At 58.0% G+C, this 24,557-nt stretch carries 22 protein-coding genes; 10 read left to right on the top strand and 12 right to left on the bottom strand.

From position 1 onward, the window contains the following. Positions 1–68 precede the first annotated feature (68 nt). Positions 69–1,280: a dipeptidase gene (locus tag OHL21_RS07500; protein ID WP_263416634.1), complete on the bottom strand. Its 1,212-nt coding sequence runs from the start codon at positions 1,278–1,280 to the stop codon at positions 69–71. Between the two features lie 455 nt (positions 1,281–1,735). Here OHL21_RS07500 and OHL21_RS07495 point away from each other — a divergent pair, with 455 nt between their 5' ends. Next, on the top strand, positions 1,736–3,250 hold the full coding sequence (locus OHL21_RS07495) for a hypothetical protein (protein ID WP_263416633.1): 1,515 nt from the start codon (positions 1,736–1,738) through the stop codon (positions 3,248–3,250). Between the two features lie 20 nt (positions 3,251–3,270). Next, entirely contained in the window at positions 3,271–4,845 is a 1,575-nt protein-coding gene (locus OHL21_RS07490) for a hypothetical protein (protein WP_263416632.1), read from the top strand. Positions 4,846–4,954: 109 nt separating this feature from the next. On the opposite strand, the gene OHL21_RS07485 is transcribed toward OHL21_RS07490, so the two are convergent. From OHL21_RS07485 to OHL21_RS07475, 3 genes are all read right to left on the bottom strand, one after another. After that, on the bottom strand, positions 4,955–6,973 hold the full coding sequence (locus OHL21_RS07485; RefSeq protein ID WP_263416631.1) for an LVIVD repeat-containing protein: 2,019 nt from the start codon (positions 6,971–6,973) through the stop codon (positions 4,955–4,957). Then, positions 6,970–7,698: a DUF305 domain-containing protein gene (locus tag OHL21_RS07480; protein ID WP_263416630.1), complete on the bottom strand. Its 729-nt coding sequence runs from the start codon at positions 7,696–7,698 to the stop codon at positions 6,970–6,972. The genes OHL21_RS07485 and OHL21_RS07480 overlap by 4 nt, the downstream gene beginning before the upstream one ends. Before the next feature lie 320 nt (positions 7,699–8,018). Continuing rightward, positions 8,019–8,900, bottom strand: coding sequence for a right-handed parallel beta-helix repeat-containing protein (locus OHL21_RS07475; protein WP_263416629.1), 882 nt, complete (start codon positions 8,898–8,900; stop codon positions 8,019–8,021). 174 nt (positions 8,901–9,074) lie between these two features. On the opposite strand from OHL21_RS07475, the gene OHL21_RS07470 reads away from it, so the two are divergent. After that, complete coding sequence (locus tag OHL21_RS07470) at positions 9,075–10,196, top strand: glycosyltransferase family 17 protein (RefSeq protein ID WP_263416628.1); 1,122 nt, start codon at positions 9,075–9,077, stop codon at positions 10,194–10,196. Here OHL21_RS07470 and OHL21_RS07465 read toward each other — a convergent pair. After that, on the bottom strand, positions 10,180–10,455 hold the full coding sequence (locus OHL21_RS07465) for a PqqD family protein (protein ID WP_263416627.1): 276 nt from the start codon (positions 10,453–10,455) through the stop codon (positions 10,180–10,182). The two genes, OHL21_RS07470 and OHL21_RS07465, sit on opposite strands and share 17 nt — an antisense overlap. A gap of 61 nt (positions 10,456–10,516) precedes the next feature. Here OHL21_RS07465 and OHL21_RS07460 point away from each other — a divergent pair, with 61 nt between their 5' ends. The 4 genes from OHL21_RS07460 to OHL21_RS07445 are packed head-to-tail and all read left to right on the top strand — an operon-like array spanning position 10,517 to position 13,856. Next, the gene (locus OHL21_RS07460; RefSeq protein WP_263416626.1) at positions 10,517–10,969 is read left to right on the top strand and encodes a lasso peptide biosynthesis B2 protein; all 453 of its coding nucleotides are present in this window, start codon (positions 10,517–10,519) and stop codon (positions 10,967–10,969) included. Further along, on the top strand, positions 10,957–12,813 hold the full coding sequence (locus OHL21_RS07455; RefSeq protein WP_263416625.1) for an asparagine synthase-related protein: 1,857 nt from the start codon (positions 10,957–10,959) through the stop codon (positions 12,811–12,813). Before OHL21_RS07460 ends, OHL21_RS07455 begins: the two co-directional genes overlap by 13 nt. Positions 12,814–12,820: 7 nt before the next feature. Next, entirely contained in the window at positions 12,821–13,699 is an 879-nt protein-coding gene (locus OHL21_RS07450) for a hypothetical protein (protein ID WP_263416624.1), read from the top strand. Continuing rightward, the gene (locus tag OHL21_RS07445; RefSeq protein ID WP_263416623.1) at positions 13,689–13,856 is read left to right on the top strand and encodes a hypothetical protein; all 168 of its coding nucleotides are present in this window, start codon (positions 13,689–13,691) and stop codon (positions 13,854–13,856) included. Before OHL21_RS07450 ends, OHL21_RS07445 begins: the two co-directional genes overlap by 11 nt. A gap of 76 nt (positions 13,857–13,932) precedes the next feature. Here OHL21_RS07445 and OHL21_RS07440 read toward each other — a convergent pair whose 3' ends face one another. The 6 genes from OHL21_RS07440 to OHL21_RS07415 form a co-directional block, all read right to left on the bottom strand. Then, on the bottom strand, positions 13,933–14,910 hold the full coding sequence (locus OHL21_RS07440) for a glycosyltransferase (RefSeq protein WP_263416622.1): 978 nt from the start codon (positions 14,908–14,910) through the stop codon (positions 13,933–13,935). A gap of 100 nt (positions 14,911–15,010) precedes the next feature. After that, entirely contained in the window at positions 15,011–15,511 is a 501-nt protein-coding gene (locus OHL21_RS07435; RefSeq protein WP_263416621.1) for a hypothetical protein, read from the bottom strand. Then, positions 15,498–16,256 (bottom strand): di-trans,poly-cis-decaprenylcistransferase, encoded by a 759-nt coding sequence (locus OHL21_RS07430; RefSeq protein WP_263416620.1) that lies wholly within the window; start codon positions 16,254–16,256, stop codon positions 15,498–15,500. The genes OHL21_RS07435 and OHL21_RS07430 overlap by 14 nt, the downstream gene beginning before the upstream one ends. Beyond that, positions 16,253–17,650 (bottom strand): cell envelope integrity protein CreD, encoded by a 1,398-nt coding sequence (gene creD / locus OHL21_RS07425; RefSeq protein ID WP_263416619.1) that lies wholly within the window; start codon positions 17,648–17,650, stop codon positions 16,253–16,255. Before creD ends, OHL21_RS07430 begins: the two co-directional genes overlap by 4 nt. A 64-nt stretch (positions 17,651–17,714) precedes the next feature. After that, positions 17,715–18,098, bottom strand: a complete 384-nt coding sequence (locus OHL21_RS07420) for a transcriptional regulator (protein ID WP_263416618.1) — start codon at positions 18,096–18,098, stop codon at positions 17,715–17,717. Further along, positions 18,088–18,702 carry a hypothetical protein gene (locus tag OHL21_RS07415; RefSeq protein WP_263416617.1) on the bottom strand — a complete coding sequence of 205 codons (615 nt, stop codon included), beginning with the start codon at positions 18,700–18,702 and terminating at the stop codon, positions 18,088–18,090. Before OHL21_RS07415 ends, OHL21_RS07420 begins: the two co-directional genes overlap by 11 nt. 84 nt (positions 18,703–18,786) lie before the next feature. Between OHL21_RS07415 and OHL21_RS07410 the strand changes: the two genes are divergently transcribed. Then, positions 18,787–20,202 (top strand): 3' terminal RNA ribose 2'-O-methyltransferase Hen1, encoded by a 1,416-nt coding sequence (locus OHL21_RS07410; protein ID WP_263416616.1) that lies wholly within the window; start codon positions 18,787–18,789, stop codon positions 20,200–20,202. Continuing rightward, positions 20,199–22,754 carry a polynucleotide kinase-phosphatase gene (locus OHL21_RS07405; protein WP_263416615.1) on the top strand — a complete coding sequence of 852 codons (2,556 nt, stop codon included), beginning with the start codon at positions 20,199–20,201 and terminating at the stop codon, positions 22,752–22,754. The genes OHL21_RS07410 and OHL21_RS07405 overlap by 4 nt, the downstream gene beginning before the upstream one ends. Positions 22,755–22,800: 46 nt before the next feature. Here the strand turns inward: OHL21_RS07405 and OHL21_RS07400 are convergent, their stop codons facing one another. Further along, on the bottom strand, positions 22,801–23,307 hold the full coding sequence (locus OHL21_RS07400) for a carboxymuconolactone decarboxylase family protein (RefSeq protein WP_263416614.1): 507 nt from the start codon (positions 23,305–23,307) through the stop codon (positions 22,801–22,803). A 123-nt stretch (positions 23,308–23,430) separates the two neighbouring features. On the opposite strand from OHL21_RS07400, the gene OHL21_RS07395 reads away from it, so the two are divergent. Further along, positions 23,431–24,324 carry a sigma-70 family RNA polymerase sigma factor gene (locus OHL21_RS07395; protein ID WP_263416613.1) on the top strand — a complete coding sequence of 298 codons (894 nt, stop codon included), beginning with the start codon at positions 23,431–23,433 and terminating at the stop codon, positions 24,322–24,324. Positions 24,325–24,557: the final 233 nt, after the last annotated feature.

Below are 24,557 nucleotides of genomic sequence, written 5' to 3'. Positions count from 1 at the left end.
GCACCCGGGCAGGGGTGATTCATCAAATCAGATTTCTCCTCTTCGCGCCGAAATGACAAAAACAAAAACTAACCTCCGGCAATCTCTCCAAAAACCCGCAACAGATTTCCACCCCAGAACTTCCTTATCCGTTCTTCCGAATAGCCTCGCCGCAGCATACTCTCCGTAATCATTGGCAGGTCACGAACGTCGCGCATCCCGCGCGCCAGCGTGGGGCCGCCATCGAAGTCACTGCCAAGCGCGACGTGATCTTCACCCGCCAGGCGGATCACGCGGTCCACCACATCGACCCAGCTGTCCACGCTCATCTGCACTTGAGCCGGAACTTCGGCGCCCAGCATCGGATATCCCGGAGCCACAAGTTCATCGACCTCGTAGATCGATTTCCCCTTAACACGCGTCGGGATATCGGTAGTGTCCCAGAACGTCTTGCGGCGATGCTCCGTGATCCATGCATACTCCTTGGGATAGGCGAACTCGCTGCCGATCTGAATGCCGAGTACGCCTCCCTTCGCCGCTAACTTCTGCAGCAGGCGGTCCGGGATGTTTCTGGGGATGTCATTCACGCTGCGCAGTCCGTGATGCGTCGCAACCACCGGATGATCGCTTACTTCGATGGCCTGCTCCATCGTCGTGTCCGCCGAGTGCGAGACGTTGATGATCATACCCAACCGGTTCATCTCCCGGATGAGCTTGCGGCCATTCTCCGTAAGGCCATTGGCTTTTGCCGGAGAGCAGCATGCATCCGCATAGTGCTGGTTCCAGTTATGAGCGGAGAGTTGCGCCGAGCACAGGCCTCTGGCATGCAGCTCACGAAGCACGCCGAGGTCTCCGTCGAGATCGTAACTACCCTCAATATCCAGAACCGCAGCAAGCCTGCCCGATGCCGCTACCGCTTGAATTTCAGAAGCCTTGCGCACCAGCACGACCTTGTCTCGGTTCAACGCCAGTTGGCGATATGCGTGATCGATACGCCGGAGCGTCTGCTTGGTTTCGAAGCGGCCCGGATAGTACTCTTCCGGCACAAAGATGGAGAGAAAGAAGGCCTTTTCTCCACCTTCTTTGGCGCGGACAAGATCCCACTGTCCCTGGTTCGAACGCTCTCCCATACTGCCGCCGTGATAGAACTCTCGGTCGAGCGCATGGACGTGGCCATCGAAGATCAGCATCTGCTGATGCATCGCTCTCGCACGCTCCACGAACGGCTCGGCCCATGTCGTCGCACTGCCGGCAAGGGAAGCAAGCGAGGCAGACTTCAGAAGCTGGCGTCTTGTCAGCAAGGCAGTTCTCCTTAGGTCGATTGCCATAGATGCAACCCGCAGGGCGTTGCTATATTCGGCGCGCACCTTGAAACAAGGGGAATCATACCTTGAGCAATGCTCCTACGGCACGAAAGCGCCCGGCCTTGAAACCATCCAGTGCATGGTAGAGCGCCGCAAGGGAGGTGAGAGCGGTGTGGAGTGGGATCCAGGCCTACACCGGCGAAAACTTCTGGAAGGCGATGCAGGAGGGTGTGTGGTACAGGACAATCGCGCCCCATCCTCAATCCGAAGGGTCTAAGGAGCAGTTGAAAAGGTGGCACAGCCCGCTGAAAAAGGCGTAACAGTAAATGGGCTTTTAGCCCTCGGTCTTCTCTGTCCATCCGAAAAAGAGCCCAGGGCTCTATGCCGGAATGTATACGAATACATGTATGATGGTGCCACTCCTGAAACCTCAAGATCCCAGCCCATCAACCATGCCGACCGATCGGATTTCACATCGCAGACACTTCACTCGCCGCGAACTATGCGGAACCCTTCTAGCGACAGGCCTGCTCGGCGCCGCATCGCGTTCCACTTTCGCGCAGTTAGTGACGGGGGCAAGCAAGGTAAAACCAGGCCCAGCGCTGCTACCGTCAAAGCTCGAAATTGCCTCCTCCAACGCAAAGCTCGTCGAGGTCTTCGATTGGGCTCGAACACAGGCCATGGCCTACACCTTTGACCAGAACGATCCCGTAGGCCCCTGGTATGAGGCCGTTGAACCCGGACGCGAGGCTTTCTGTATCCGCGATACCTGCCATCAGGCCCTTGGGGCACACATGCTCGGGCTGGCGCGATGCAATCTCAACATGCTGCGCAGATTCGCCGAGCACATCTCCGACTCGAAAGACTGGTGCAGCTACTGGGAGATTGGCCGCTTCAACCGGCCCGCTCCAGTGGACTACAAAGATGACGCGGAGTTCTGGTACAACCTTCCCTCGAACTTCGACCTGGTCGACTGCTGCTATCGCATGTATGTCTGGACCGGCGATCCGGCTTACGTCGAAGATCCGGGGCTTCTTAATCTCTACGACCGCACCGTCAACGACTATGTTGAGCGCTGGGGCCTGGATATCGACCACATCATGACGCGGCCGCGCCTGCTGAATGTCCGCGGCATCTTCGACACGAAGAAGAAGTTTCCAAAAAATCGCGGTATTCCCGGCTACAACGAGAGCGATCACACCTATGTGCTTGGCTTCGACGTGCTTGCCTCGCAACGTGCTGCTTATCTTGCCTATGCGCATATCCAGCAGGTGCGTCAGAACGCTGCACTGGCGGCTACATTCCTGGCAAAAGCCGCGGCCGTTGAAAAGCTGCTGCGCGAGACATGGTGGAACCAAACAGACCAGTGTTTTTATGCGCGGCTCAACAAGGACTATCAACTCGAAGGCCGCAGTGGACGCGGCGCTGGCGGAGCCCAGACCCTGGACTGGAATGCAGAGGGAATCTCCGGCACAGGAGGCTTCCCACGCGCTGACGATCCGAATGCTGTCGTCTCCCGTTTGCTCGATCTGAGTCATGCGCGCCTGGAGTATCCCGAGATCTCGTTCACTCGAGTGGGCGATATCATCAGCGACATCATGGGAGTGAACCTGCAATTCACGTCGCCTCTGCTCTCCTCGGTAGAAGGCAATTGGGTTGAGGTAACGGTGAAGACACTCTCGGGCCTGGGAAACACCATTGGCTGGGCCGAGGTACGCAACCTTCCCATCCGCGCCTGCGAGGTCAGCGTTCGCCATGAGGGCAACCGCCGCACTACCTTCACCAACCAACGCGGTCCGGCACTGATCTGGCGAGCGATCTTCGATGGACGCCACGACTCGCTTTTGGTGAACGGACAGCCGGTGAAGGCTGCCGTCGAGACTGACGACCACGGGCGCTCACTTTCTTCGGTTCGTGTTACGGTCGGCGCCGGCGGAACTGTGCGCGTCGAGACAGACAAAGGCTGATGGAAACGAGGAGACCCCTTTTGAGCTCGGCGCGGTATTCACAATACTCTCGATCCTTCGGTATCGCCTTCCTAACTCTGAGTGCTGCAATCAATGCAGCGCCTCCCTCTGCGCCGCGCAGCCAATGGGTCTATCCGGATGCCTCCGGAAAACTGACCTACAAAACACTCGAAGCCGGTGACCGCATCCTCGACTTCTCATATGCCGGTTACGGTGGCGGCGGCGTTGCCATTCCATCTTTGCCTGTGAAAGCGACCGTTGCTCCTTCCGGAGGCGATGACACACCGGCAATCCAAGCGGCGATCGACAAGGTATCGAAGCTGCCGCTAGCGAATGGCGTGAGGGGAAGCGTGGTTCTCGCCAAGGGCCGCTTCCATTGCCGGGCTACCTTGAAGATTGAGGCAGACGGCGTTGTCCTCCACGGAAGTGGAATGGAGGAAGGTGGCACGGTGATTGAGATGACCGGAGATCCGCATCTGGCCATCTCCATCGCGGGACAAAATAACATCAAGGCAGACGGTCCTTCCACCACCATCTCCGATGCCTATGTGCCATCCGGGTCTAACTCATTGAACGTTCGTGATTCAGCCCTCTTTCACGTCGGCGACAGGGTGCAGATCACCCGTCCGGTTACACCTGAGTGGCTACACCAGATGGGCATGGACACGCTGGTCCGCAACGGCAAGAAGCAGACATGGATCGCCGGCGACCTTAAGACAGAACGCACCATTGCCGCAATCAATGGTAAAAAGCTCATCTTCGATGTTCCTCTCGCCGACTCGTATGACGCTCGCTACCTTGGCCCCAATGGAGCAAGCATCACCAGGGTGGAACACACCGGGCAAATCTCGCAGGTCGGCGTGGAGAACCTGCGACTAGTTGCTCCGGCACGCAGCGTGACGCTCAATGACAAGCACTTCAACGGGCTGCAGATGAATAACGTGGTCGACGGCTGGCTTCGTAATCTCCGTATCTTCGACACGACCGAAGCAATCGGCATCGGTAAGGACGCGCGACGGATCACAGTGCAGCAGGTAGACGTGACACAGAGCAAATCAATCGTCGGCAACGCCAAACCCGCGGACTTCTCCGCCAATGGTACGCAGATTCTCTTCGATCGATGCAGCGCCACCGGCGATAGTGTCTTCTACATCGCCGTCGGTCCTGGTATGCAGGGTCCGAATGTTGTCTTGCACTGCATCTTTCATGGAAACGGTCACGTCCAGCCACACCAGCGCTGGTCGACCGGATTATTGATCGATAGTTGCCAGGTTCCTGAAGGCGGCATCGACCTGATGAACCGTGGCTCAATGGGATCGGGACATGGCTGGACAATGGGCTGGGGTGTGCTGTGGAACAACGTCGCCAAATCCTACATTGTCCAGATGCCTCCGGGAGCCGCGAACTGGGCCATCGGCAACCGTGGCGAACAACTCCTCGGCAAGCTGCCCACCTTCGATCCAGGCCCTGAACTCCCCATGCTGCCGCAGGGCATCATCGACTCCGAAGGAACACCGGTCGCACCCGCAAGCCTCTACCTTGAACAGTTGAAACAACGTTTGGGAGTGCAGGCATTGCGGAACATTGATTATTAGATGAACATTTCGAGGGACACCCAGCGCATGGGAGTTTCGAATATTTCGACCCATCTAAGCGAAAGGGCGAGCCTCTCGGCTCGCCCTTCCGCTTGCTTCTCCAAATCAACTACATTCCCGCTTTGGTTGTGGCAGTTCCACCACCCGCAAGAATCTTTGCCAATTCATGCAGACGCTCAACATCGGCCGGCGTCTTGGCAGTCGCCGCTGCTTTCTCCGCTGCCTTCGCATCGGCTGCCAACTTCTTCGCATTCTTCGCGTCGATGTCGGCGGCGATCGCCTTGATCTTGTCAGCGGGCAGGCTGGTTCCGCGTGCAAGCTGATCGAGATAAGCCTTCGCCGTAACGAACGTCATCGGGTAATCGATGTGGGGCTGATCCTGCACATTCAATTCGGGCAGGTTGATCTGCGCCGCCGCGTCGATTTCGTTCTGAGTCAGGTATTTGGTTGGAAGCAGCTTCAGAACATCGGTACCGCGAGCAATCTCAGATCCGTAGATATAGCCGTTGTAGTAGTAAGTCGACCACTGGCCACCCATCGCCGGACGGCTGTCGTCGACCGGACCCCGATCGAAATAACCGATCTCGAAGGGATGCGTGGGATCGGTGTAGTCCACAATCGAGATACCTCCCTGGTACCAGGACTGGACCTCGATATTGCGTCCCGGCACCGGAATCATGGAGCCGTTGTGCGCAACGCAGTTCTCCTTATCCGTCTGCGGAGCGGGCATCTTGTAGTACGAAGCAAGCTTCAGCTTCTTATCCGGAGTGATGGTGAAGATCGCGTCGGCGCCCCATGCCATTGGGTCAGTAGCACGACAGCGCGGCTGCCCGCCGCCGCCCCACTCATCGGTAAAGAGCACGGTCTTGCCATCATTCGAGAAGTTGGCCGAGTGCCAGAAGGCGTAGTTCGGGTCAGTGACGGCATCGATCCGCTTAGGATTGGCTGGATCCTTGATATCGAGCAGGATGCCATTGCCCGAGCAGGCGCCACCCGCAAGACCAAGCCACGAATAAACAGTGATGTCATGGCAGCCACGCGTCGCCGAGGTAGTCTGCGTGCCATCGCCATGGTTGCCGCCATGCCACAGGGCATCGAACTTACCGCTCTGCGGGTCAGAGAAGATGCGGGGGCTGTTGATCACCTTCGCCAGTTCGGGATGCGCCAGCGGAACCTTGATGACCACGATGGTGAAGACCGCCGTAGTCGGGTCTTTATCGGGATCGCCGCCGGAGCAGCCTGAGAGCTCTTCCGCGGGACGAACGCCCGCGGAACCGGAGACATAGACGTAGACATTGTCCTTATCCTTCGGATCGACCACCAGCGTATGCGTGTGCGATCCGCGGCAGGTCTGTACGTCGACGATTTGCTTCGGACTGCGGATATCCGAGATGTCGAAGATGCGAACGCCCTTCACGCGATCAGCACTCGGGGGCGGCTGGCGCATGCGGAAGGCGCGCATGGCGGCGGCATCCTTTTCCGTATCGCCGGTCGGAGTTGGCGGCGTGGGCTCAGGCCCTGCGGTCGGGAAGCCCTGTGTACCGCAATCCATGCGGCCGTTCGCTGCTTCCACCGACATGAACATCAGGTGTCCGTAGACCGAAACGTCACCCTGGCCGCCGGGACAGACGATCGACGTCACCAGCTTCAGATGTGCCGGATCAGTAATGTCATAGATGTTGATGCCGTTGTAGTTGCCGTTGAAGAGATACTTCGAGTTGAAGGCAAGGTCGGAGTTCGTTCCACCGTAGTTCGCCCGCGGGCCGGTAGGACGAGCGGCGCCGGGCTGGCGCGGCGCGTCCGGATCAACCGGAGGCGGAGGCGGTGTCGCATCAACAGCCTTGATGGAGTCCAGATCCGGAGCGAATCCCGCAGGCTTGGGCGTTGAGATCAGCAGTTGCAGACCGCTGGCGGCCTGACCCGCATCATAAAGTCCACCCTTGAGACCGATTCGTGGATCGTCAGTAACCCGCGGATTGACAAAAACACTCGGCGGCTTCGGTGGCGTTTTGGTGGGAGTCGCTGATGACGCAGTGGTGGTTTGGGCAACAGCCAGGCCGGCGGCGGACAATGCAACCGTCAGTACCAGGGTCTTGCGCAGAGCGCACAGGGAATTCTTCCAGCTCATTCTCTCTCCTTCAGCATGTGACGCATGATGTCTATCTCGGCCTGTTGGGTGTTGTCGACATCATTGGCGAAATCGAACAACTGCGGATCCTGGCCGGCTCCTGGATTTGCAAACAACTCTTTCACCATCTGCAGAGCGCCCGTATGGTGCTGGATCATGCCCTTCAAAAACAGATGGTCGAACTTCGGCCCACTGGCCTTGCGCAGCTCTTCCATCTGCGCCGGCGTCAGCATGCCGGGCATCATCGGCATGCTCATGGCCATCATCTTCATGTGCTCTTCCTTCTCTTTGGCATCCATACCGGACATATCCATGCCGGCCATCGAGTCCATGGAGGTAGGCAGGCCACGCTCCGTAAGCCACTGCTTCATCCAGCGCATCTCATCGGTCTGCGAGACATCGATCTTATTCCCCAGCTCCTGAATCGCCGGATCCTTAGTGCGAGTCTTAAGCAGCTCAGTCATCTCGACTGCCTGATTGTGGTGCATGATCATGCCCTGCATGAACTCCACATCCGGCTTGGAGGGCGGCTTCGGCGCCTCACTTGCCGTGGCAGCCGCCGTAGACAAGGTTTTGTTCGCAGAGCCGGGAGCTCCGGGTTGCACGATCGCCGGGGCTGAAGCAGGTGAGGGAACCGGTTGCTGCGAGAAGGCCGCCGTCGCACACGCTGCAAGCGCCATTGCGATACCGGACCGAAGCGATGGATACACCAGAGAAGACAACATTCCTCCAATACCGTGGAAAGACCACGACAACCATGACCTGAAAACTACCTGGAAAATGCTGCAAACCTGAGCAGGCGAGGATACATAGAGCCAGTCAGTAACATGGGACCTACAACAGCAAAGCGGACAAAAGACTTTCGTTGCAGCCCTTATGGACAGTGTGTGGCCAACTATAAATGCACCCATGCCAAGGCGCAATATCCGTATTAATACGGATATTGCGCGCCGTACACACTCTTCCTTGATTCACGCAAAAAGCCGTGCGCTTTACTGCTCTCACCTGTGAGAACAGCAAAGGGCGCACGGCCTTGAGAGGCAGCTTACTGCAGTGCGATGTTTCCCGTCGGCAAACCAGCCCCGATAATGGGATTGTTCTGGAAGCTCAAAACAGCCGACGGTCCTGACGTAGAGATCGCTACGCCATTCGACGCTGTAGAAACGCCGCTAATCCGCGCAGTGGCGGTTACCGAACCGGTACCCGTTACCTGTATTCCGGCTACGGTATTGCTGACAGCACTGCTGTTGAACAGATTCAGCGAAGCGGAAGCCGTGTTGGCCGTCACCTTGAAACCGGCATTGCTGTTGCCATCGGCAATCACATCATTCGCGGCGACCTTGGCATAGTCACTCACATTGATGCCGTTCTGATTGTTTTGCAGCATAGTATGTGCGATAGAAGCATTACTCACAACAGCGGGGCTGACGTTAATCCCTGCGGCGGTGCAGTCATGGATCATGGAGTAATCCACGAAGAGAGTGGTCGGATTTGTCGTCGAGGCGGAGGCCTGGTTCACGCCATTCGTAAATCCGCCGATATCAACGTGATTAAGATGAACAACCTTCCCGCTATAAATTTGGACGCCCTGGTTACAAGGCGTGGTCCCCTGGCACTCAATGTAGAGGTTGCGAATAGTAACGACATCGGTGGATGCGGCCGAAATGACGATGCCGTTCGTGCCGGCTCCCGCAATACCGCCAGCATTGGGTCCACCGTCGATCGTAATGGACTTAGTGATAGTCACTGGGCCAAAACCGCCGGGATCGAGTGCGTCAATTTCTCCGTTCGGCGCGGTCTTCGAGATGGCGCCTGCAAAAGTCTTGCAAGGTGCAGTGCGGCTGCAGGGGTTAGCATCGTCACCGACACCGGAGACCCAGGTGCGGCTGGCCTGCGCGATGGCAGAGGCAGAGGACAAGATAGACATGGCAGTAACAACTGCCAGAAGCGCTGGTTTTTTCACAGAAGAACTCCACAGGATGTTTAGGGCGACCCCTAGTGTATGCTCAGCGCCGCGAAATACGAACAAAATCTCAGGTGGAAAAAGAGAGACACTTTCCCGAAGTAACGTTGTGCCCGGGTACCATGCGAAGGGGAGAAGATGGACGCGAACACATCCAGGTCACGGCGCATCTATGACACTTTTCTCTTCGACGGAGAGCTCGACTTGCTGGAGCACCGTCTGCGTCAAAACTTCGACGCCACGGATTTTTTTATCCTGATTGAAGCCGCCGAAACCTATCGCGGCACCCCCAAACCACTCATCTTCGCCGAAAATCGTGCACGCTTTGCCTGGGCGGCAGAGAAGATCCGACCGGTGACATTGCACTCGCTCGGACCGCCGGATGCCGTCCCCCGGACACGTGCAGCAGTCCAACGCAATGCCCTCTTACTCGCTCTGATGGATGCGACAGAGAATGAAATCGTATTACTTCTGGATGCAGATGAGATTCCGAGCAAGTCGCTGCTTGAACGCCTCCGGAGCAAGGGACTACATGCACCGCATCGCCTGGAGATGACGCGTCATTACCAGCGGCTGGACCTGCTGGCGCCGGCTTCGACCTGCTGCATTGACCGCTTACAGCCATTTGCCTTTGCCTCGGGCCACATCGCCGGCGAGTGCTGGGAGCCGGGATCACGGTGGCATGGCCGGTCAGGGGTCGCTGTTCCTGTGGGATGCCTGCGCGGAACGAACGGAAGAACACCCTACCAATGGCGTTTTCAAACCGACATCGAACTGACTCTTCCCGCATGTGGGCGGCACCTGACAGCCGTTGATCCCTCCGCCCAGCTTTCGCAGAAGCTCAAACGCGTCTTCCATGTTGAGTGGTCAGGCGAGCGCGGCGTATACCCGCCACATCTGGCACGCTGCGAGGAACATGCCGTCCATCATCGCGGCTGGTGGTACGCAGAACCTCCGGGCGGAGATCTTCCATCGGATCTCGCCGCGCTTGCAACAGCCTGCCCTGAGACACTCCGGGGACGGCCGGTTCCACCGATGTGGCGTAGACGGTGCGTGCGCACCTGGGCCTGGCTCCGGCAGCTCTCTCTATGGACCGATGCAGGCGTACGCCGTATCGACGATCACTTCGAACGCTGTCTGCCGTTTCTCACGCCCCTGCTGCTATTGCTGGATACAGGACGCGCGGCAGCGGCGGTGGTCTTACGCAGCTTCGGAGCGAGGTTCAAAGATGCAGCGCAAGAAACTAACCACGCTGGATAAAGCGTTTGGCTTCGAGCATCTCAAGCAGCTCCGATGTATCGGCGGAGCAGGTTTGGGCATCGACCTTGAATTCGCGGCATAGATCGCCGACCAGGTCATCCAGAGTACGCCCGTCGCCGAGCAGTTCCCAGATGCGGCTGCCGCTCTCATTAAGTTCCAGGTACACCCAATCCGTGATGTGCAAAAGAAGTGACTTATCGTCAACGTGAGCGGCAACGACCTCAGCGGAGCGTTTGAAAATGGGAAAAGTCTGAACCATAAGAATCTGCGTGACGGAAACAGCCGAAGATGTTTCTCATAGACTGTAGCAGGAGATTTTCTTGAACGCGCAATCCCTCCAAAAACGCCTGAGACGTGTGTGTCTGATGGGCGAGTGTGCTCTCGAACTGCTCCGCGCGCGACATATGATCCTCCACCGGCCCTTCGATAGAACAGCCGCCACCCTGCAGTCCCCCATAAGTGAACAGTGTGCGCCCGGCAGGCAGCCAGAGATCGTTCGCCAGGTGCGGGAAGCCATGGGTGGCATCCTACGCCGCATCCCATGGAGACCGACCTGCCTGATGCGGGCGATTGCCGCACAACGCGTCCTTGCACGGCGGCAAGTCGCCTCATGCCTGACGCTGGCGGTATTGCCCACGGCCGGTACGACGGTGAATGCTCATGCCTGGCTCGAAGCCGCCGGCATCGTCGTTACCGGACGTAGCGAAATGGGGCGATATGCGCCGATCTATCACTTCCGCAACGACGGAGGGCAAGACGAATGTTCGCGCTGATTGTCGATCAGCACAAAGGCACGACCCAGGAAGAGGTCGTGCGCCTCGCCGTCCGCATGCGCGGACCGGCGAGTGCCGGCCCTCTGCGGACTGTGCCACCGGGCCCTTCCGTCACGCGGCACGATGCAGTCGCCGCCGCCCGCGCACCCGGCTTGCTTCCTGAAGATCAATACGACGTGCAACCACTACGGTCGCACGACGGCCGCACACTGTTTGTCTGCCAGGCCCGACTGGACAACCGCGAGGAGCTGTTGCCCAAGCTGGATATGCCCAAGCGCAGCGGCGTCGCTGACTCCAGTCTGCTGTTTGCCGCGTGGCAGCGTTGGGGAGAAGAGATACACCAGCATCTCGCCGGAGACTACGCCTTCGCCGCCTACATGGGGGAGACGGATAGTGTCTATGCGGCTGTCGACCACATCGGACACTATCGGCTCTACTTCGTTGTAAACGACAGGAGACTGGCGATATGTTCTCAACTGGCAGCCCTGGCCCAGTCTGAAGAACATGGCGGCGTGGATGAGGTCCTACTCGGACTTTCAGCCGAAGCACGTTACATCCAGGGGAGAACGCCGTTTCGCCGCATACATCGCGTCGAAGGAGGATCTTGCCTCCGTTGGCGCAACGGCGAAGTTACGACTTCCCGATGGTGGCAGCCGTCAACTCACGCCACACGATATCTCCGCTCCGAGGAATATGTCGCTGCGGCGCGCGAAGCCTTTGACCGGGCGGTGGCATGCTGCCTGCGCTCGGCTCAGCCCATCAGCGCCAACCTGAGCGGGGGATTGGATTCCGGCCTGGTCTCCGCGACGGCGGCCATGTTGCTTCGGGCTCAGGGTAAAACTCTGAAAGCGTTCACGGCAGCGCCAGCAAATGGCGTCCCGGTCTTTGAGCGGCGGGGCTGGGATGCCGACGATGCAGCGTGTGCTTCGTTGACCGCAGCCATGCATTCGAACATCGAACATTTCGTCATACGTGGTGATGGACGGATTGCACTCGATCTATTGCCGGAGATTCATGCCACCTCCGCCACACCGGTACGGAACGGCGCCAACCACCTATGGATGGATGCCATTCACAAAACCGCTGGTGAAGGAGTCATGCTGGTCGGCGCTCGTGGAAACTTCAGCATTAGCTACTCAGGGGCCGGAGCCAATATCGAGTTGCTGAGGGGAGGACGCTTTCTGCACGCATGGCGATCTGCGAGGGAGCTTAGACAAGGTCAGGGTTCGCCGATATGGAAGACCCTTCGCGCCGGAGTCTTGCCACCCGCGATCAGGCAACTCTTTCCAGCCGTCAACAGATCTGACCTTGCGGTTCTTTCACTGACGTCCAACTCATTTCAACGACGCTACCGCGCGCTGATACATCCCAGACGCCCAACCCCTGGTACGCGCGCAGCGGCAAGCCGCAGCGCGACCCTGCCGGCCTTCCCCTGGGCCGCCGATACGCTTGCGATGTGGGGATCTGAATGGCGCGATCCACTCGCAGACAAACGCCTGCTGGAACTTCTGCTCTCATTCCCTCTGGTGGCATTTCTGCAGGAAGGAAGATCGCGTGGCCTGGCCCGGGCTCTGGGACGCAGGCGACTGCCGGAAGAGATCCGGCTGCGGACACAGCGAGGATCACAGGCGGCGGACTACTCTGCGGCAATGGCCGTTGCGCTAGCGCGTTATCGCTCTCTGGCGGAACGTATGCAGCAGTCCGCGGTTTGCCGTGAGCTCTTCAATTTTCAGGAACTCGCTGGAATATTCGATCGGATAGGAGCCGGAAATCGGTCGCCGGAACTAACCGCACCCGTTGACCGTGTCATGGATGCAGGACTTTTTCTGCTGAAACAGGAGTAACGTTACTTTGAAACCGCGGGGAGATATTGTCGCAGGAGTCCCAGGCGCGGAGATACGAAGAGTCCCTACGCTTCCAGAAACGTTGGACGGCGCAGTGCAGTGCGGCGGCTGGTCCATCGCACGACCAGGCGCCCTGGTGCACACCGTTCCCGGAGTCGCGCGCTTTCGCATCACCAACGGAGATCTCATCGAAGTAGCCTGGGACGAAGGCGCGGATCCAATCGCTGTGGACCAGTACCTTACCGGAGCGGCACGCGCAACCCTGGTCCATCAACGCGGGGGCGTGCCGCTGCATGCGGCCTGTCTGACGCCACCTGCCGCTGGATACGCAGTTGCGGTCGCCGGACACTCCGGAGCAGGAAAGTCGACTCTGGCGGCAGAACTAGTCAGACGCGGATGGTCCCTGCTGGGCGACGACGTGACACCCCTCTATGTAGAACGGACGCAGGTGATGGCATGGCCCAGCAAAGCCGGACTCAAATTGTGGCGCGATGCATGCGAGCGACTCGACATCGATACCGGAACTTTGAATCCACTCCCTGGAGAGCGTGATAAGTATCTTTTTCCCATCGAAACAGCCGGTGGGCCGCTTCCGCTCCGAGCTGTCTTTTTGCTGGAGCGAGGCATTCCACAATGCGTGCTGCCGGTGCGTGGTCCCGAGAGACTTGCGCTTGTGACTGCCAATACGTACAAACCGAATTACCTGAAAGCGCTGGGATGCCAGGAAGGTCACCTGAGAACCGTCGCCCAGATATCCTCAACGGCGGAGATTTTCATCTTACGAAGCGATTCTTCTGTCTATGACAGAGCAACATTGCTTATAGATACCGTAGGCCGTAGAATCGCTGCATCGATTTCTCAGGAGACCACAACCGATGAACCCTGAAGTAAACCTTCATGCATCCCCCACCGGCCTCAATCAGGAGCGGACTCCTGCTCTGCGTGAATGGATCAAACCGGCTGCTAAAGTAGCCGAGGTCTCTGTGGCAACCCTGCTCGGACATGCGTCTGCTTCCGCCGATGGTACCACCTGCGCGTCGTAGCTAGATCCGGCAGTTCTTCGATAGATAGTGCAGAGCGTCACTACCTTTGTGATGACGCTTTTTCCTGTGCCAAAATTCAGACCGTTAGCCGCTGGCCGGCGGTCTTGGTTTCTCGACAAGAAGCCGACGTTAGGAACCCAGCCGCCTTGATGGAGTAGTATACCCATCCCAATAGCCAGCCGAGTGCCTGGCCGACGGGGGTCGGCCGCAGCAGAATGCACCGCTCCTGCATGCGCCGCCTAACCACGCCGAGGTCGTGCTGCCACTGGCGAAAAGCGGACATAGGAGAGACCCGTCTTTCCAGGCTCTGATAGAAGCATTCATCTTTACCGGCCGCCCAGGCGCGCCGAATGAATCCCGCAAATCCTGCCGGGGGTGGATGCGATGCGCGCGCATCCGTATGTCTTTCCAGAAGAATCCCTGCCGCCATCAATGTTTTGGCATGATGACCGCACTGGCCTCGAAACACAGGATGAGATGGGTAGGGAAAGCGCATGAAGAGCGCGCGGCGAAATGCCAGATTATTAGCCGTAATGAGCCGCAACGGCTGAATGCCGCGTCCATGCGTCGCCGGATCGAAGATCCAGAACAGAGCTACGGCCATTTCATAAGGCGTGGCGTGGTCGAGATGAGTCGCTCCGATAATTGCCGACACAGACCAGTCGTTGAAGACGGTAAGCATGTTCCGCAGCCAGCCAGGATCAGGCAACAGATCGGAGTCCAGGAACAGCACGATGTCATTGCTGGATGCTCGCGCACCGGCGTTCTTCTTCTCGTAGTAGTGCGTGCCAGAGGGCACAGGCACAGTAATCACAGAACACTGCCATCCACCAGGTGCTGCAGCACGTTCCAGTAGAGAGCGCAGAGCCATGCCGGAGATCACACATTCTTCATAGCAGACAATGAGCTCGGCCGGTCCGCGTAGCTCATTCTGAACTTCCTTGAGTTGGAGGCTGACTTCACCAAGAGCACGTGTGACGCGAGCGATACCGCTTGCTTTCACATTCTCCCACTCGAGAACAATCGATGGTGCGTAAAGCTGAACGTTTGGCATCTTGATATGGACAACCGGCTCAGTTGCGGCCCTATCCACAAGTATCTAAGAATTGGCGCTCAGGCAAGTCTTTCTGAACACCGGAATCAAATTCGCTGTCCTACCGCTTCCCCAACTCGATCGCTTGGATGAGTTGCTTGCACCGCAGAAGCGGAATGGCTCCGAAAATACCGAAACTGCAGTCGATCATCCTCCAGCCAAACGGAATCCCCCGCACCTGTCCGGCGATCAAGGCGAGGGGAATCACTGCCGCGCAGGCGATGAGACCGAAGGTGATCACCCACTTGTTACGGACGGGATCAACGTACGGCCCAACAAAGGCAATGGCGATAACGAGGTGCGCGAATGCCAACCAGTCTGTTCCGTAGGCCAGAAACGGATATCTGGAACTTGTCACCGTCAATGCCTGTTGCACACGGTCGATCCACGGCAGCAGATGCGTGGATGCCGCGGCTGGTTGAATCCATGAATGATGCAGGCCGGCAGCAAGCCAGTCCAGCTCGGTCTTCAGTGGAAAGGCAGTGACGCCGCTGAGAACCAGTCCAATGATGAAGAAAACGAGCCAGAATCGGATGCGGCGAAGAGCCTCAGCGTGCGTCATGAACTCCTGTCAGACTCAGGGCAAAAGTCGAATGCGTCGATACCGCTGTGCTGGGTGAGGCCACGGAGAGGCCACCAAAACGGCGGTCCCTGCGATAGAACTCCGCCAGGGCTGCATCGAATTCAACCTCGTCGAAGTCGGGCCACATGCAATCGGTAAAGTACAGCTCCGCATAGGCAGACTCCCATAGAAGGAAGTCAGAGAGCCGTTTTTCTCCTCCGGTACGAATCAGAAGGTCCACGTCACTGTTGTTGCGCATGAGGCGCTGGGACAGTATCGGCTGAAGCGAGGCTTCGTCTGCGGATAGCGTCATTCCCGCCGCGGCCCGTGCAATCGTCTCCCTTGAGGAGTAGTCGATCGCCACACAGAGGTCGAGACGATCTCCCGCTGCCGTCAACATCTCGGCCTTTTCCATTGCCTCGCGAACGATCGGTGCTAAGCGGTCACGCCGGCCAATCGCCTGCAACCGTACGCCTCGCTGTTGAAGCCGATTCGTTTCGAGCCTCAGAAACGCTCGCAGCAGCCAGAAGACACCTTGTACCTCTGCGGTTGGCCGTCTCCAGTTATCCGACGAGAAGGCATACAACGTAAGGCGGGCGATCCCATGATCCAGCGCGCGATCGACAATACGCCGGATCGTAGCCACCCCGGCACGGTGGCCGGCGACGCGAGGTAACCCGCGCCGCGTCGCCCACCGGCCGTTACCATCCATGATGATGGCGACATGCAGTCCCTCGTGTGTCATCGCGTGCCTTCCTGATTGACCGGCACAGGGCCTGATGCGCCGGACACCGATCCAGACCAGTCGATCGTCCGCGTGAAGTACATCGCAGCCGCTACGACGAGGAAGCTGGCAACCGAGCCCACCAGGAGCGCATTGTCCTCCAGCGTCAGCAACAGATAGATCATCGTGTACAGCAGCGAGAAGATAGCGAGCGCCCGCACGCCCTGTAACCGGCTCTCAAAGATCCATGCGGCATTGATGGACAGCAACCCCACCGTAGCGGCGCCTGCAATCAAAAATCCGTAGTTGAAGCCGATACGTTCCGCAAATGAAAGCAGCAGCAGATAGAAGATAAGCTGTGCGATGCCAACCAGTACATACTGCGCAGGGTGTACGCTCTTGCGCGTCGTCGCTTCAAAGACGAAGTAGGAGAGGAAGACCATACCGAGAAAGAGAAGTGCGTATTTCAGCGACCGGTCGACCGACTGATAGGGGTCTGCGACTTCTACAAATGAGATTCCCAGGCTGGTTGTGTCGAGCGAAGCCAGGATGTTTCCTGCCCCTTCAGAGCGTACGTTGCGGGCGATGAAAGGCACGGACCAGGCGGCGGTATATCCCTGCTCGGTGAGGTTTCTGGTGACCGGTGGAATACCGCCGTCAAAACCGGGAGTGCGCCAGTCCCCCTGCGCTGTGAGGTGAGTTGTCTTGCCATAGGCAAGAACGGCAATCCGGTTGGCGCCGGAGAACCTAAGGACAGACTTCACGTGGAATTTGCTTCCGGGCTTCGCCTGCTCGCCGGCCTGCGCTCCAATGAGCGAGAGTTTCTGCTGCTCCTTCTGTTCTCCCATGACGACACTATCGATCGTCTTTGCAGGCGTGAGCGTCACGGTTCCGGCATCGGACGTAAGCACCGCGTCAGCTAAAGCACCGCGCGGATCGCTTACGCCCACAAGAATCTCAGCTCCATCCCAGTGCAGCGTCCCGTCCTTCGGCAGGGCCGCCGGAACGCCCGTCAGGTCGAAGTTCGCGTCGAAGACCAGATCAGCCTGAAAGACCGGCACTCGGAACAGCGAACGATGGCGCTCCTCCGTGGCCGTTTTAATCGCCGCGTTTCCATCCGCGGGGAAGACAAAATACGTCCCTCGTTCCAAAGGAGCTGATGGCAACGAACCTGGAGCTGTATAGGGGATCGCAAGCGTCGGTCCGAGAAAGGTCTGCGATCCGCCAACGCCATTGCCGATCTCGTTGGCGACCTCCTTCGCACGGTTCGTACGTTCTCTGACAAGCCCCTCAACAAAGAACGACGGTATGGTCATGAACAACGCCAGAAAACAGATCAGGATCAGCTTTACGCCCATCGATAATGAGCGAAAGATTCCTCGCACCGGCACCTGCAAGATTGAGTATTCAGCCATCGATTTCTCTCCTTTTCTCTCCACTGCAAAGAACTTTATATTGCAAAGTTAATGAACAAATTTTTTAGGCTTGTGACGGTGTCAGGCCACGCACCTGTGCTCCCACGGGCTTCGTATCTTCGGCAGCATCGCGAATCACCTGCTCCAGTGTGGTGAGATATTCGAGATACCGCTTTCGCCCCGATGAGGTCATGCGACATACGGTAAGCGGGCGGTTCTGATCGTGTCCTTTCAGGATCTCGACCATCTTCTCCTTCTCCAGCACGCTCAGGTGCCGGCTCAGATTGCCGTCTGTCAGAGAGCACATCTGCTTGAGATCGTTGAAGGTCAGCCCTTTGGGATTTGTTACCAGCGACGTAAGGATGCTGAGACGCGCCCGCTCATGAATCACACGGTCGAGCCCCTCGTAGGCAAAACGGCCACCGTCGTAGACAGACTTAGACTTCATCGCCCTCTCCTTCCGCGTTCACATACAGAACACCGGCGACCAGAAGCTGGCCGACGCCATAGGCAACACCCATCGTCCATGGCGAAAGCGCGCGGTTCCCCGCCAGCGAGAGACAACCAAGTCCGGTCGCAAGATACCATGCGCCCGCTGCGCTCATAGCTCGCGGCAAAAACCGGCAGGAAGAAAAGATGCCGATGCTGAAGATCACTTGCCACAGCCCGGGAAGCATCCACGTCACCGTAGGCGCAAAGGACATCAGCACAGCGGTCAGCAACAGACCAGCACCTGCCGAAGGCAGGAATTGCACCACCGCCATGCGAAGCATCTCATCCGACAGGCCCGAGTGCATACGGCGTGTGCGGGTATACATCTGGACTCCCGTGAGCGCCGCACAAACAATTGCGGTCGCGACCCATACCGCCAGATACGCCGCCAGATGATGCACCGGATCCGGCACCCAGTACGCCTGTGCAATCGCAGCAAGGCCAGCGAAGCCTCCGGTAGCAGCCAGCGTCGCCGCCCCATATCCACGAAACTCCGTGGTATTCGCCAGTTGCTTACGAATACTGCTGATGTCACCAAGCGCTTTGTGCAGGTCGCTCATCGCTTCACTTTACATTGCAAAGTAATCCTCTTTCGCGGGTCTGTCAACACGCAAAATGAGGCAGTCACGTAGACTAAAACCTCCATGCTGCTAACCATCTCTACCGCCCATGTTCCTGCGACGGATCTCGGGTATCTCCTACATAAGAATCCAGCCCGCCTTCAGACCGAAGAACTCTCGTTCGGGAAGGCGCATGTGTTCTATCCCGAAGCGAACGTCGATCGCTGCACTGTGGCGGTTTTGCTGGAGGTCGATCCCATCGCACTCGTGCGTGGACGCCGTGGTCCTGCAGGAGACGGCAGACAACTGCAGCAATACGTGAACGACCGGCCATATGCGGCCAACTCGTTTATGAGTGTTGCGCTGGGCAGGCTTTTTGCGACGGCCCTCAGTGGCCGGAGCAAAGAGCGTCAGGAACTCGTCGACATATCTCTTCCCCTGAACGCAAAACTGCCGGCCATAGCTGCAGGTTCGGGATCAGAGCTGGTACGACGCCTCTTCGAGCCGCTCGGATATCGCATCTCGACGGAAAGCGGCCTGCTGGACGAAACCTTTCCAGATTGGGGAGAGTCGCGGTATGCCTCTGTCGAGATCGCTGCCACGACACGGTTGCGGGATCTGTTGACCCACCTCTATGTGCTGATTCCAGTTCTGGATAACGAGAAACATTACTGGGTCAGCGATGACGAGGTCGAAAAGTTGCTGAAACGTGGCGAGGGGTGGCTTGCCATGCATCCGGAAAAGGATCTGATCGTCTCCCGCTATCTCAAGCGCCAGCGCAGTCTGACGCGCGAGGCTCTCGATCGCCTCGCCGAAGAGACTCCAGAAATAGAGGAAAATCAGGAAGAGACACGGAACCAAGAAGAGCAGCAGGTCGAGCGTTCTCTCGGCCTGCACGAACAGCGCATGGGTACAGTATTGTCGGTGCTTCGAGGCCTCGGTGCAAGGCGGATCATCGACCTTGGATGCGGTGAAGGCAAGCTGCTTCGTTACCTTCTGGCAGATCCGCAATTCGAGTTCACGCTCGGTATGGACGTCTCGTGGAAATCGCTCGAAGTCGCCAAAGAACGGCTTCATCTGGATCGCCTTCCGGAACGGCAGAAGGACCGCATCCAGCTCGTGCAGGGTTCGTTGATGTATCGCGATCAACGGCTCTCCGGATTCGATGCCGCCACGGTCGTTGAGGTGATCGAGCATCTCGATGCTCCGCGTCTGGAAGCCTTCGAGCGTGTTCTCTTCGCATTTGCACGTCCCATGCACGTGGTGCTCACCACACCGAATGTGGAATATAACTCCGTCTTTGAGACGCTGCCCACTGGACAGTTTCGTCATCGCGACCATCGTTTCGAATGGAGCCGGGCGGAGTTCGAGACCTGGGCAAAAAGCATCGCTGACCAATATGGCTATGAAGTTCGCTTTCAAGCCGTAGGTCCACAGGACCAGATGCTCGGTGCACCAACACAGATGGGAATCTTCTCGCGCGTGGGAGGTGCGGCATGAAACTCGCATTTCCCGAACTCTCCCTTGTCCTTCTCGTCGGTCCGTCAGGCTCAGGGAAGTCGTCCTTCGGGCGGAAGCATTTCTTGCCGACGGAGGTCGTCTCGTCCGATTTCTGTCGGGGACTTGTCTCCGGCGACGAGAACGATCAGGCATCGACTGCGGACGCCTTTGATATTCTTCGCACCATTGTTCGGAAACGTCTCGCGCGCGGCAAGCTGACTGTGATTGACGCCACCAATGTTCAGCCGGAATCGCGCAGGTCGCTGATCGAGCTTGCCCGCGAATACCACGTCATGACGGTTGCAATCGTCTTCGACCTCCCGGAGAAGCTCTGCCAGGAGCGCAACGCGTTGCGTCCTGATCGCCAATTTGGCCCGCATGTCGTCAGGAACCAATGCCAGCAACTTCGCCGTAGCCTTCGAGGGTTGGAGCGTGAAGGAGTCCGCTACGTCTTCAAGCTCTCTTCTCCGGAAGAGGTCGATGCAGCCAGTATCGAACGGCAACCGCTCTGGAATAACAGGAAGACAGATCACGGTCCGTTTGACATCGTGGGTGATGTTCACGGCTGCATCGACGAGCTGTTGGAGCTGCTGCAGCAACTCGGCTACTCCGTTTGCGCAGAGGGGGAGTCGTACGTCGTAAAACCAGCGTATGGCCGAAAACTTATTTTTGTCGGAGACCTCGTCGATCGTGGCCCCGGCACTCCACAGGTCCTGCGCCTGGTCCATGGCATGGTCCAGGCAGGACAGGCCATCTGTGTTCCCGGGAACCACGATATCAAGCTGGTCAAGGCGTTACGCGGACGCAATGTACAAATCACGCATGGACTCGACACATCGCTGGAGCAGCTAGGAAAAGAGACCCCGGAGTTCCGCCGGCAAATGGCTGACTTCCTCGATGGGCTTGTCAGCCACTATGTCTTCGACGACGGCAATCTGGTCGTCGCTCACGCAGGCTTGAAGGAATCGATGCAGGGGCGGGGCTCCGGCACCGTCCGCGAGTTTGCCCTTTATGGTGAGACGACCGGGGAGACCGACGAATTCGGCCTGCCCGTGCGTCATAACTGGGCGGCAGAGTATCGCGGCAAAGCACTGGTGGTCTACGGGCATACTCCTGTACCGGAGCCGCTGTGGCTAAACAACACGGCAAACATTGACACCGGTTGCGTCTTCGGCGGCAGCCTTTCTGCGCTGCGCTATCCAGAACGAGAGATCGTTTCAGTTCACGCCCGTGCAATCTACGCGGAGCCAAGGCGGCCATTCCTCGCAGGCGATCAGAAATCTGCACGGACCATGCAACAGGCTCTCGATGACACACTCGATCTCGAAGATGTTATCGGTAAGCGCCTGATAGACACTCGGCTTGTCCCTCGCATCACCATCCGCGAGGAGAATGCTATCGCGGCGTTAGAAGTCATCAGCCGTTTTGCCGTCGATCCCAAATGGCTCATCTATCTTCCCCCGACTATGTCTCCGTCAGAGACGAGTCAGCACGCGACTCTTCTGGAGCATCCGCAGGAAGCCTTCGCCTACTACCGCAACGAAGGTATTCCGGCTATTGTCTGCGAGCAGAAGCACATGGGCTCTCGCGCCGTTGTTATCCTTTGCCGCGAAGAGGAAGCCGCACAACGCCGCTTTGGGGTAACCACACCGGCACTCGGAATGATCTATACACGTACCGGACGCCGTTTCTTCAGCGATACTGCGCTGGAAACTGCGTTTCTAACCCGGCTGCGCGACGCGGCGGAAAAAGCAGGTCTGTGGACAGAGCTTGGTACTGACTGGATCTGTCTCGATTGCGAACTGATGCCATGGTCGGCCAAAGCGCAGGAGCTCCTTCGTCAGCAGTATGCTCCAGTCGGCAACGCCGGCATCCGTACACTGACCGCGGAACAGCACGTTCTTGCCCAGACACAGGCGCGATTGCCTGAGATTGAAGAGCTGGCAACACGTACCACTCAACGTCTCAATGCCTTGCAGCAATATGTCCGGGAGTACCGGCAATACTGTTGGCCTGCTACATCTCTGGACGACTATCGTTTGGCTCCGTTCCACATACTTGCCAGCGAAGGCAATGTGCACACCAATAAGCGGCATACCTGGCATATGGAGCTGATCGCCAGGCTTTGCGAAGCCGATAACCATCTGTTGGTCGCTACACCGTTTCAGGTTGTAGACCTGAATGACAGCACAAGCTGCGATGCTGCCATCGCCTGGTGGACGGATCTCACAAACACCGGCCGCGAAGGTATGGTCGTCAAACCGCTGGACTTTATCAGCAAGGGTCGGCGTGGAACGGTACAGCCCGCCATCAAATGCCGCGGCCCGGAGTACCTGCGCATTATTTATGGGCCTGAGTATCTACTGCCTGACAATCTTGAGCGCTTGCGTTCAAGGGCAGTCGGTGCAAAACGCTCCCTGGCCAGCCGCGAATTTGCCCTAGGCGTTGAAGCTTTGGAACGTTTCATCCGATATGAACCGCTTCGCCGGACACACGAATGCGTCTTCGGTGTCCTGGCGCTGGAGAGTGAACCAATCGATCCCCGCCTGTAAAGAATAAGCATCCAGCCACCTGGTTCCGGTGGCTGGATCTTTTGATTTACGAGGCCTTCTGAACCACTTCCGGCGCCCACTTCTTTGCCTCTTCCGACTTCATCCACTCGCCGGCAATCTGTCTGGTGGTGACGTTCAGACGGTTCCACACATTGATCAAAGCGATCTGGAGAACCAGAACCGCTAGCGCCTTTTCATCGTAGTGTTTCGCTGCCTCGTTCCATACGGCGTCCGGAACCGGATCAGAGCGGTCGCTCAAACGAGTGGCTGCTTCTGTCAGCGCCAGCGCTGCGCGCTCTGCATCCGTGAAGTACGGAGCCTCTCTCCACGCTGCCACTGCGAACATACGCTCATCGGTCTCGCCCTCGTGCCTGGCTATGCGGGCATGCATATCAAGACAGACGCCGCAGCCGTTAATCTGGCTGGCGCGCAGATGCATCAGACCCAGTGTCTTCTCCGGGACCGCTCCATTCTTCGTAGCTGCGCTAAGCGCCATCAGCGCCTGCATGGCTTCGGGAACAACCATCGCCGGATTCTTCATCCTTGCCTGCATCGTGTTTTCTCCTTTTCCTCTCCCGCGGTCTGCGGGTGTGTTGCACGACGAGTACCCTTGTCACATCGCCCGGGTTTCGCTCGTCACAACCATGACGGAACCTGCGGGAGGGATGTGACAGCGGTGACGGAAAAAGATTGGCTGACAAAACAGTTCGAGCAGAACCGTGGACATCTGCGTGGCATCGCCTACCGGATGCTAGGCTCATTGAGCGAAGCCGAAGATGCCGTTCAGGAGACGTGGATGCGGCTTAACCGCTCCGATGCCAACAGCATCGATAATCTTGGCGGCTGGCTCACCACAGTTGTCTCGCGTGTGTGCCTGGATATGCTGCGCTCCCGCAGCTCACGCCGCGAAGATTCGATCGATGAAAACCCTATCGAGATCCGGGCAAAAGACGAGGCGAGCATTGACCCGGAGCAGGAAGCAATTCTGGCAGAGTCCGTCGGCATCGCCTTGATGGTGTTGTTGAACCGCCTTACCCCGGCAGAGCGCTTTGCCTTTGTGCTGCACGACCTGATGGATCTGCCGTTCGATGAGATCGCTCCGATTCTGGGCCGCACCTCCACAGCGACACGCCAGCTCGCGAGCCGTGCCCGCCGTCAGGTACGCGGCGTAAGCCCTGATGCGGGTATCGATTTTGCACAACAGCAGGAGGTAGTAAACAGCTTCCTCACTGCGTTACGCGCCGGCGATATCGAAGCCCTGGTGCAGGTGCTCGATCCCGGTCTGGTCGTTCACATTGACAAGAGTGCAGCAGCCACCGGAGTTCCGGTCGAGATCCATGGAGCACGCAACTGGGCCAGGAACGCCGTCGCCTTCGCGCGTCATCTGCGTTTCTTACAGCCCGCCCTGGTGGACGGAGCAGTTGGCATTCTTCTGGCGCCGCGAGGTCGTCTGTTCCGGGTACTGCGATTCACCTTTACAGACAGCCGCATCACGCAGCTCGATGTAATCGCGGATCCAGAACGACTGCAACAGCTTGAGATCGGAATGCTGGAGGGTCTTGGCGGGTGAATACATCCACTGCGCACGGCAGTGCGCATGTCTTGTTAAGGGGACGGCTTCAGCCGTCCCGTAGCTGACCAAACGAAAACGCGGCTTCAGCCGCTGAGGGCAATGTGTAGAGAAGCAGGGCGGATTCAAGCGCCAAGTGCAACGTTTGTGAACTTAGCAGGATTTTGCCAGAACTGCACGAAGTCGAAGGCGCCTTCTGGGAGGAAGAGCTCTGCCGGAGCCTTTTTCTTCAG

Origin of the sequence: Terriglobus albidus, assembly GCF_025685425.1 — a bacterium.
In the GTDB taxonomy this organism is placed as follows: domain Bacteria; phylum Acidobacteriota; class Terriglobia; order Terriglobales; family Acidobacteriaceae; genus Terriglobus; species Terriglobus albidus.
This window is presented reverse-complemented; position numbering and strand designations above follow the sequence as displayed.

What these genes read in the sequence shown, in the direction of transcription:
- OHL21_RS07495 (WP_263416633.1), top strand. Translation starts at nt 1,736, where the DNA reads ATGCCGACCGATCGGATTTCACATCGCAGACACTTCACTCGCCGCGAA.
- OHL21_RS07485 (WP_263416631.1), bottom strand. Translation starts at nt 6,973, where the DNA reads ATGAGCTGGAAGAATTCCCTGTGCGCTCTGCGCAAGACCCTGGTACTG.
- OHL21_RS07480 (WP_263416630.1), bottom strand. Translation starts at nt 7,698, where the DNA reads ATGTTGTCTTCTCTGGTGTATCCATCGCTTCGGTCCGGTATCGCAATG.
- OHL21_RS07475 (WP_263416629.1), bottom strand. Translation starts at nt 8,900, where the DNA reads ATGTCTATCTTGTCCTCTGCCTCTGCCATCGCGCAGGCCAGCCGCACC.
- OHL21_RS07470 (WP_263416628.1), top strand. Translation starts at nt 9,075, where the DNA reads ATGGACGCGAACACATCCAGGTCACGGCGCATCTATGACACTTTTCTC.
- OHL21_RS07465 (WP_263416627.1), bottom strand. Translation starts at nt 10,455, where the DNA reads ATGGTTCAGACTTTTCCCATTTTCAAACGCTCCGCTGAGGTCGTTGCC.
- OHL21_RS07455 (WP_263416625.1), top strand. Translation starts at nt 10,957, where the DNA reads ATGTTCGCGCTGATTGTCGATCAGCACAAAGGCACGACCCAGGAAGAG.
- OHL21_RS07445 (WP_263416623.1), top strand. Translation starts at nt 13,689, where the DNA reads ATGAACCCTGAAGTAAACCTTCATGCATCCCCCACCGGCCTCAATCAG.
- OHL21_RS07440 (WP_263416622.1), bottom strand. Translation starts at nt 14,910, where the DNA reads ATGCCAAACGTTCAGCTTTACGCACCATCGATTGTTCTCGAGTGGGAG.
- OHL21_RS07435 (WP_263416621.1), bottom strand. Translation starts at nt 15,511, where the DNA reads ATGACGCACGCTGAGGCTCTTCGCCGCATCCGATTCTGGCTCGTTTTC.
- OHL21_RS07430 (WP_263416620.1), bottom strand. Translation starts at nt 16,256, where the DNA reads ATGACACACGAGGGACTGCATGTCGCCATCATCATGGATGGTAACGGC.
- creD (WP_263416619.1), bottom strand. Translation starts at nt 17,650, where the DNA reads ATGGCTGAATACTCAATCTTGCAGGTGCCGGTGCGAGGAATCTTTCGC.
- OHL21_RS07420 (WP_263416618.1), bottom strand. Translation starts at nt 18,098, where the DNA reads ATGAAGTCTAAGTCTGTCTACGACGGTGGCCGTTTTGCCTACGAGGGG.
- OHL21_RS07415 (WP_263416617.1), bottom strand. Translation starts at nt 18,702, where the DNA reads ATGAGCGACCTGCACAAAGCGCTTGGTGACATCAGCAGTATTCGTAAG.
- OHL21_RS07410 (WP_263416616.1), top strand. Translation starts at nt 18,787, where the DNA reads ATGCTGCTAACCATCTCTACCGCCCATGTTCCTGCGACGGATCTCGGG.
- OHL21_RS07405 (WP_263416615.1), top strand. Translation starts at nt 20,199, where the DNA reads ATGAAACTCGCATTTCCCGAACTCTCCCTTGTCCTTCTCGTCGGTCCG.
- OHL21_RS07400 (WP_263416614.1), bottom strand. Translation starts at nt 23,307, where the DNA reads ATGCAGGCAAGGATGAAGAATCCGGCGATGGTTGTTCCCGAAGCCATG.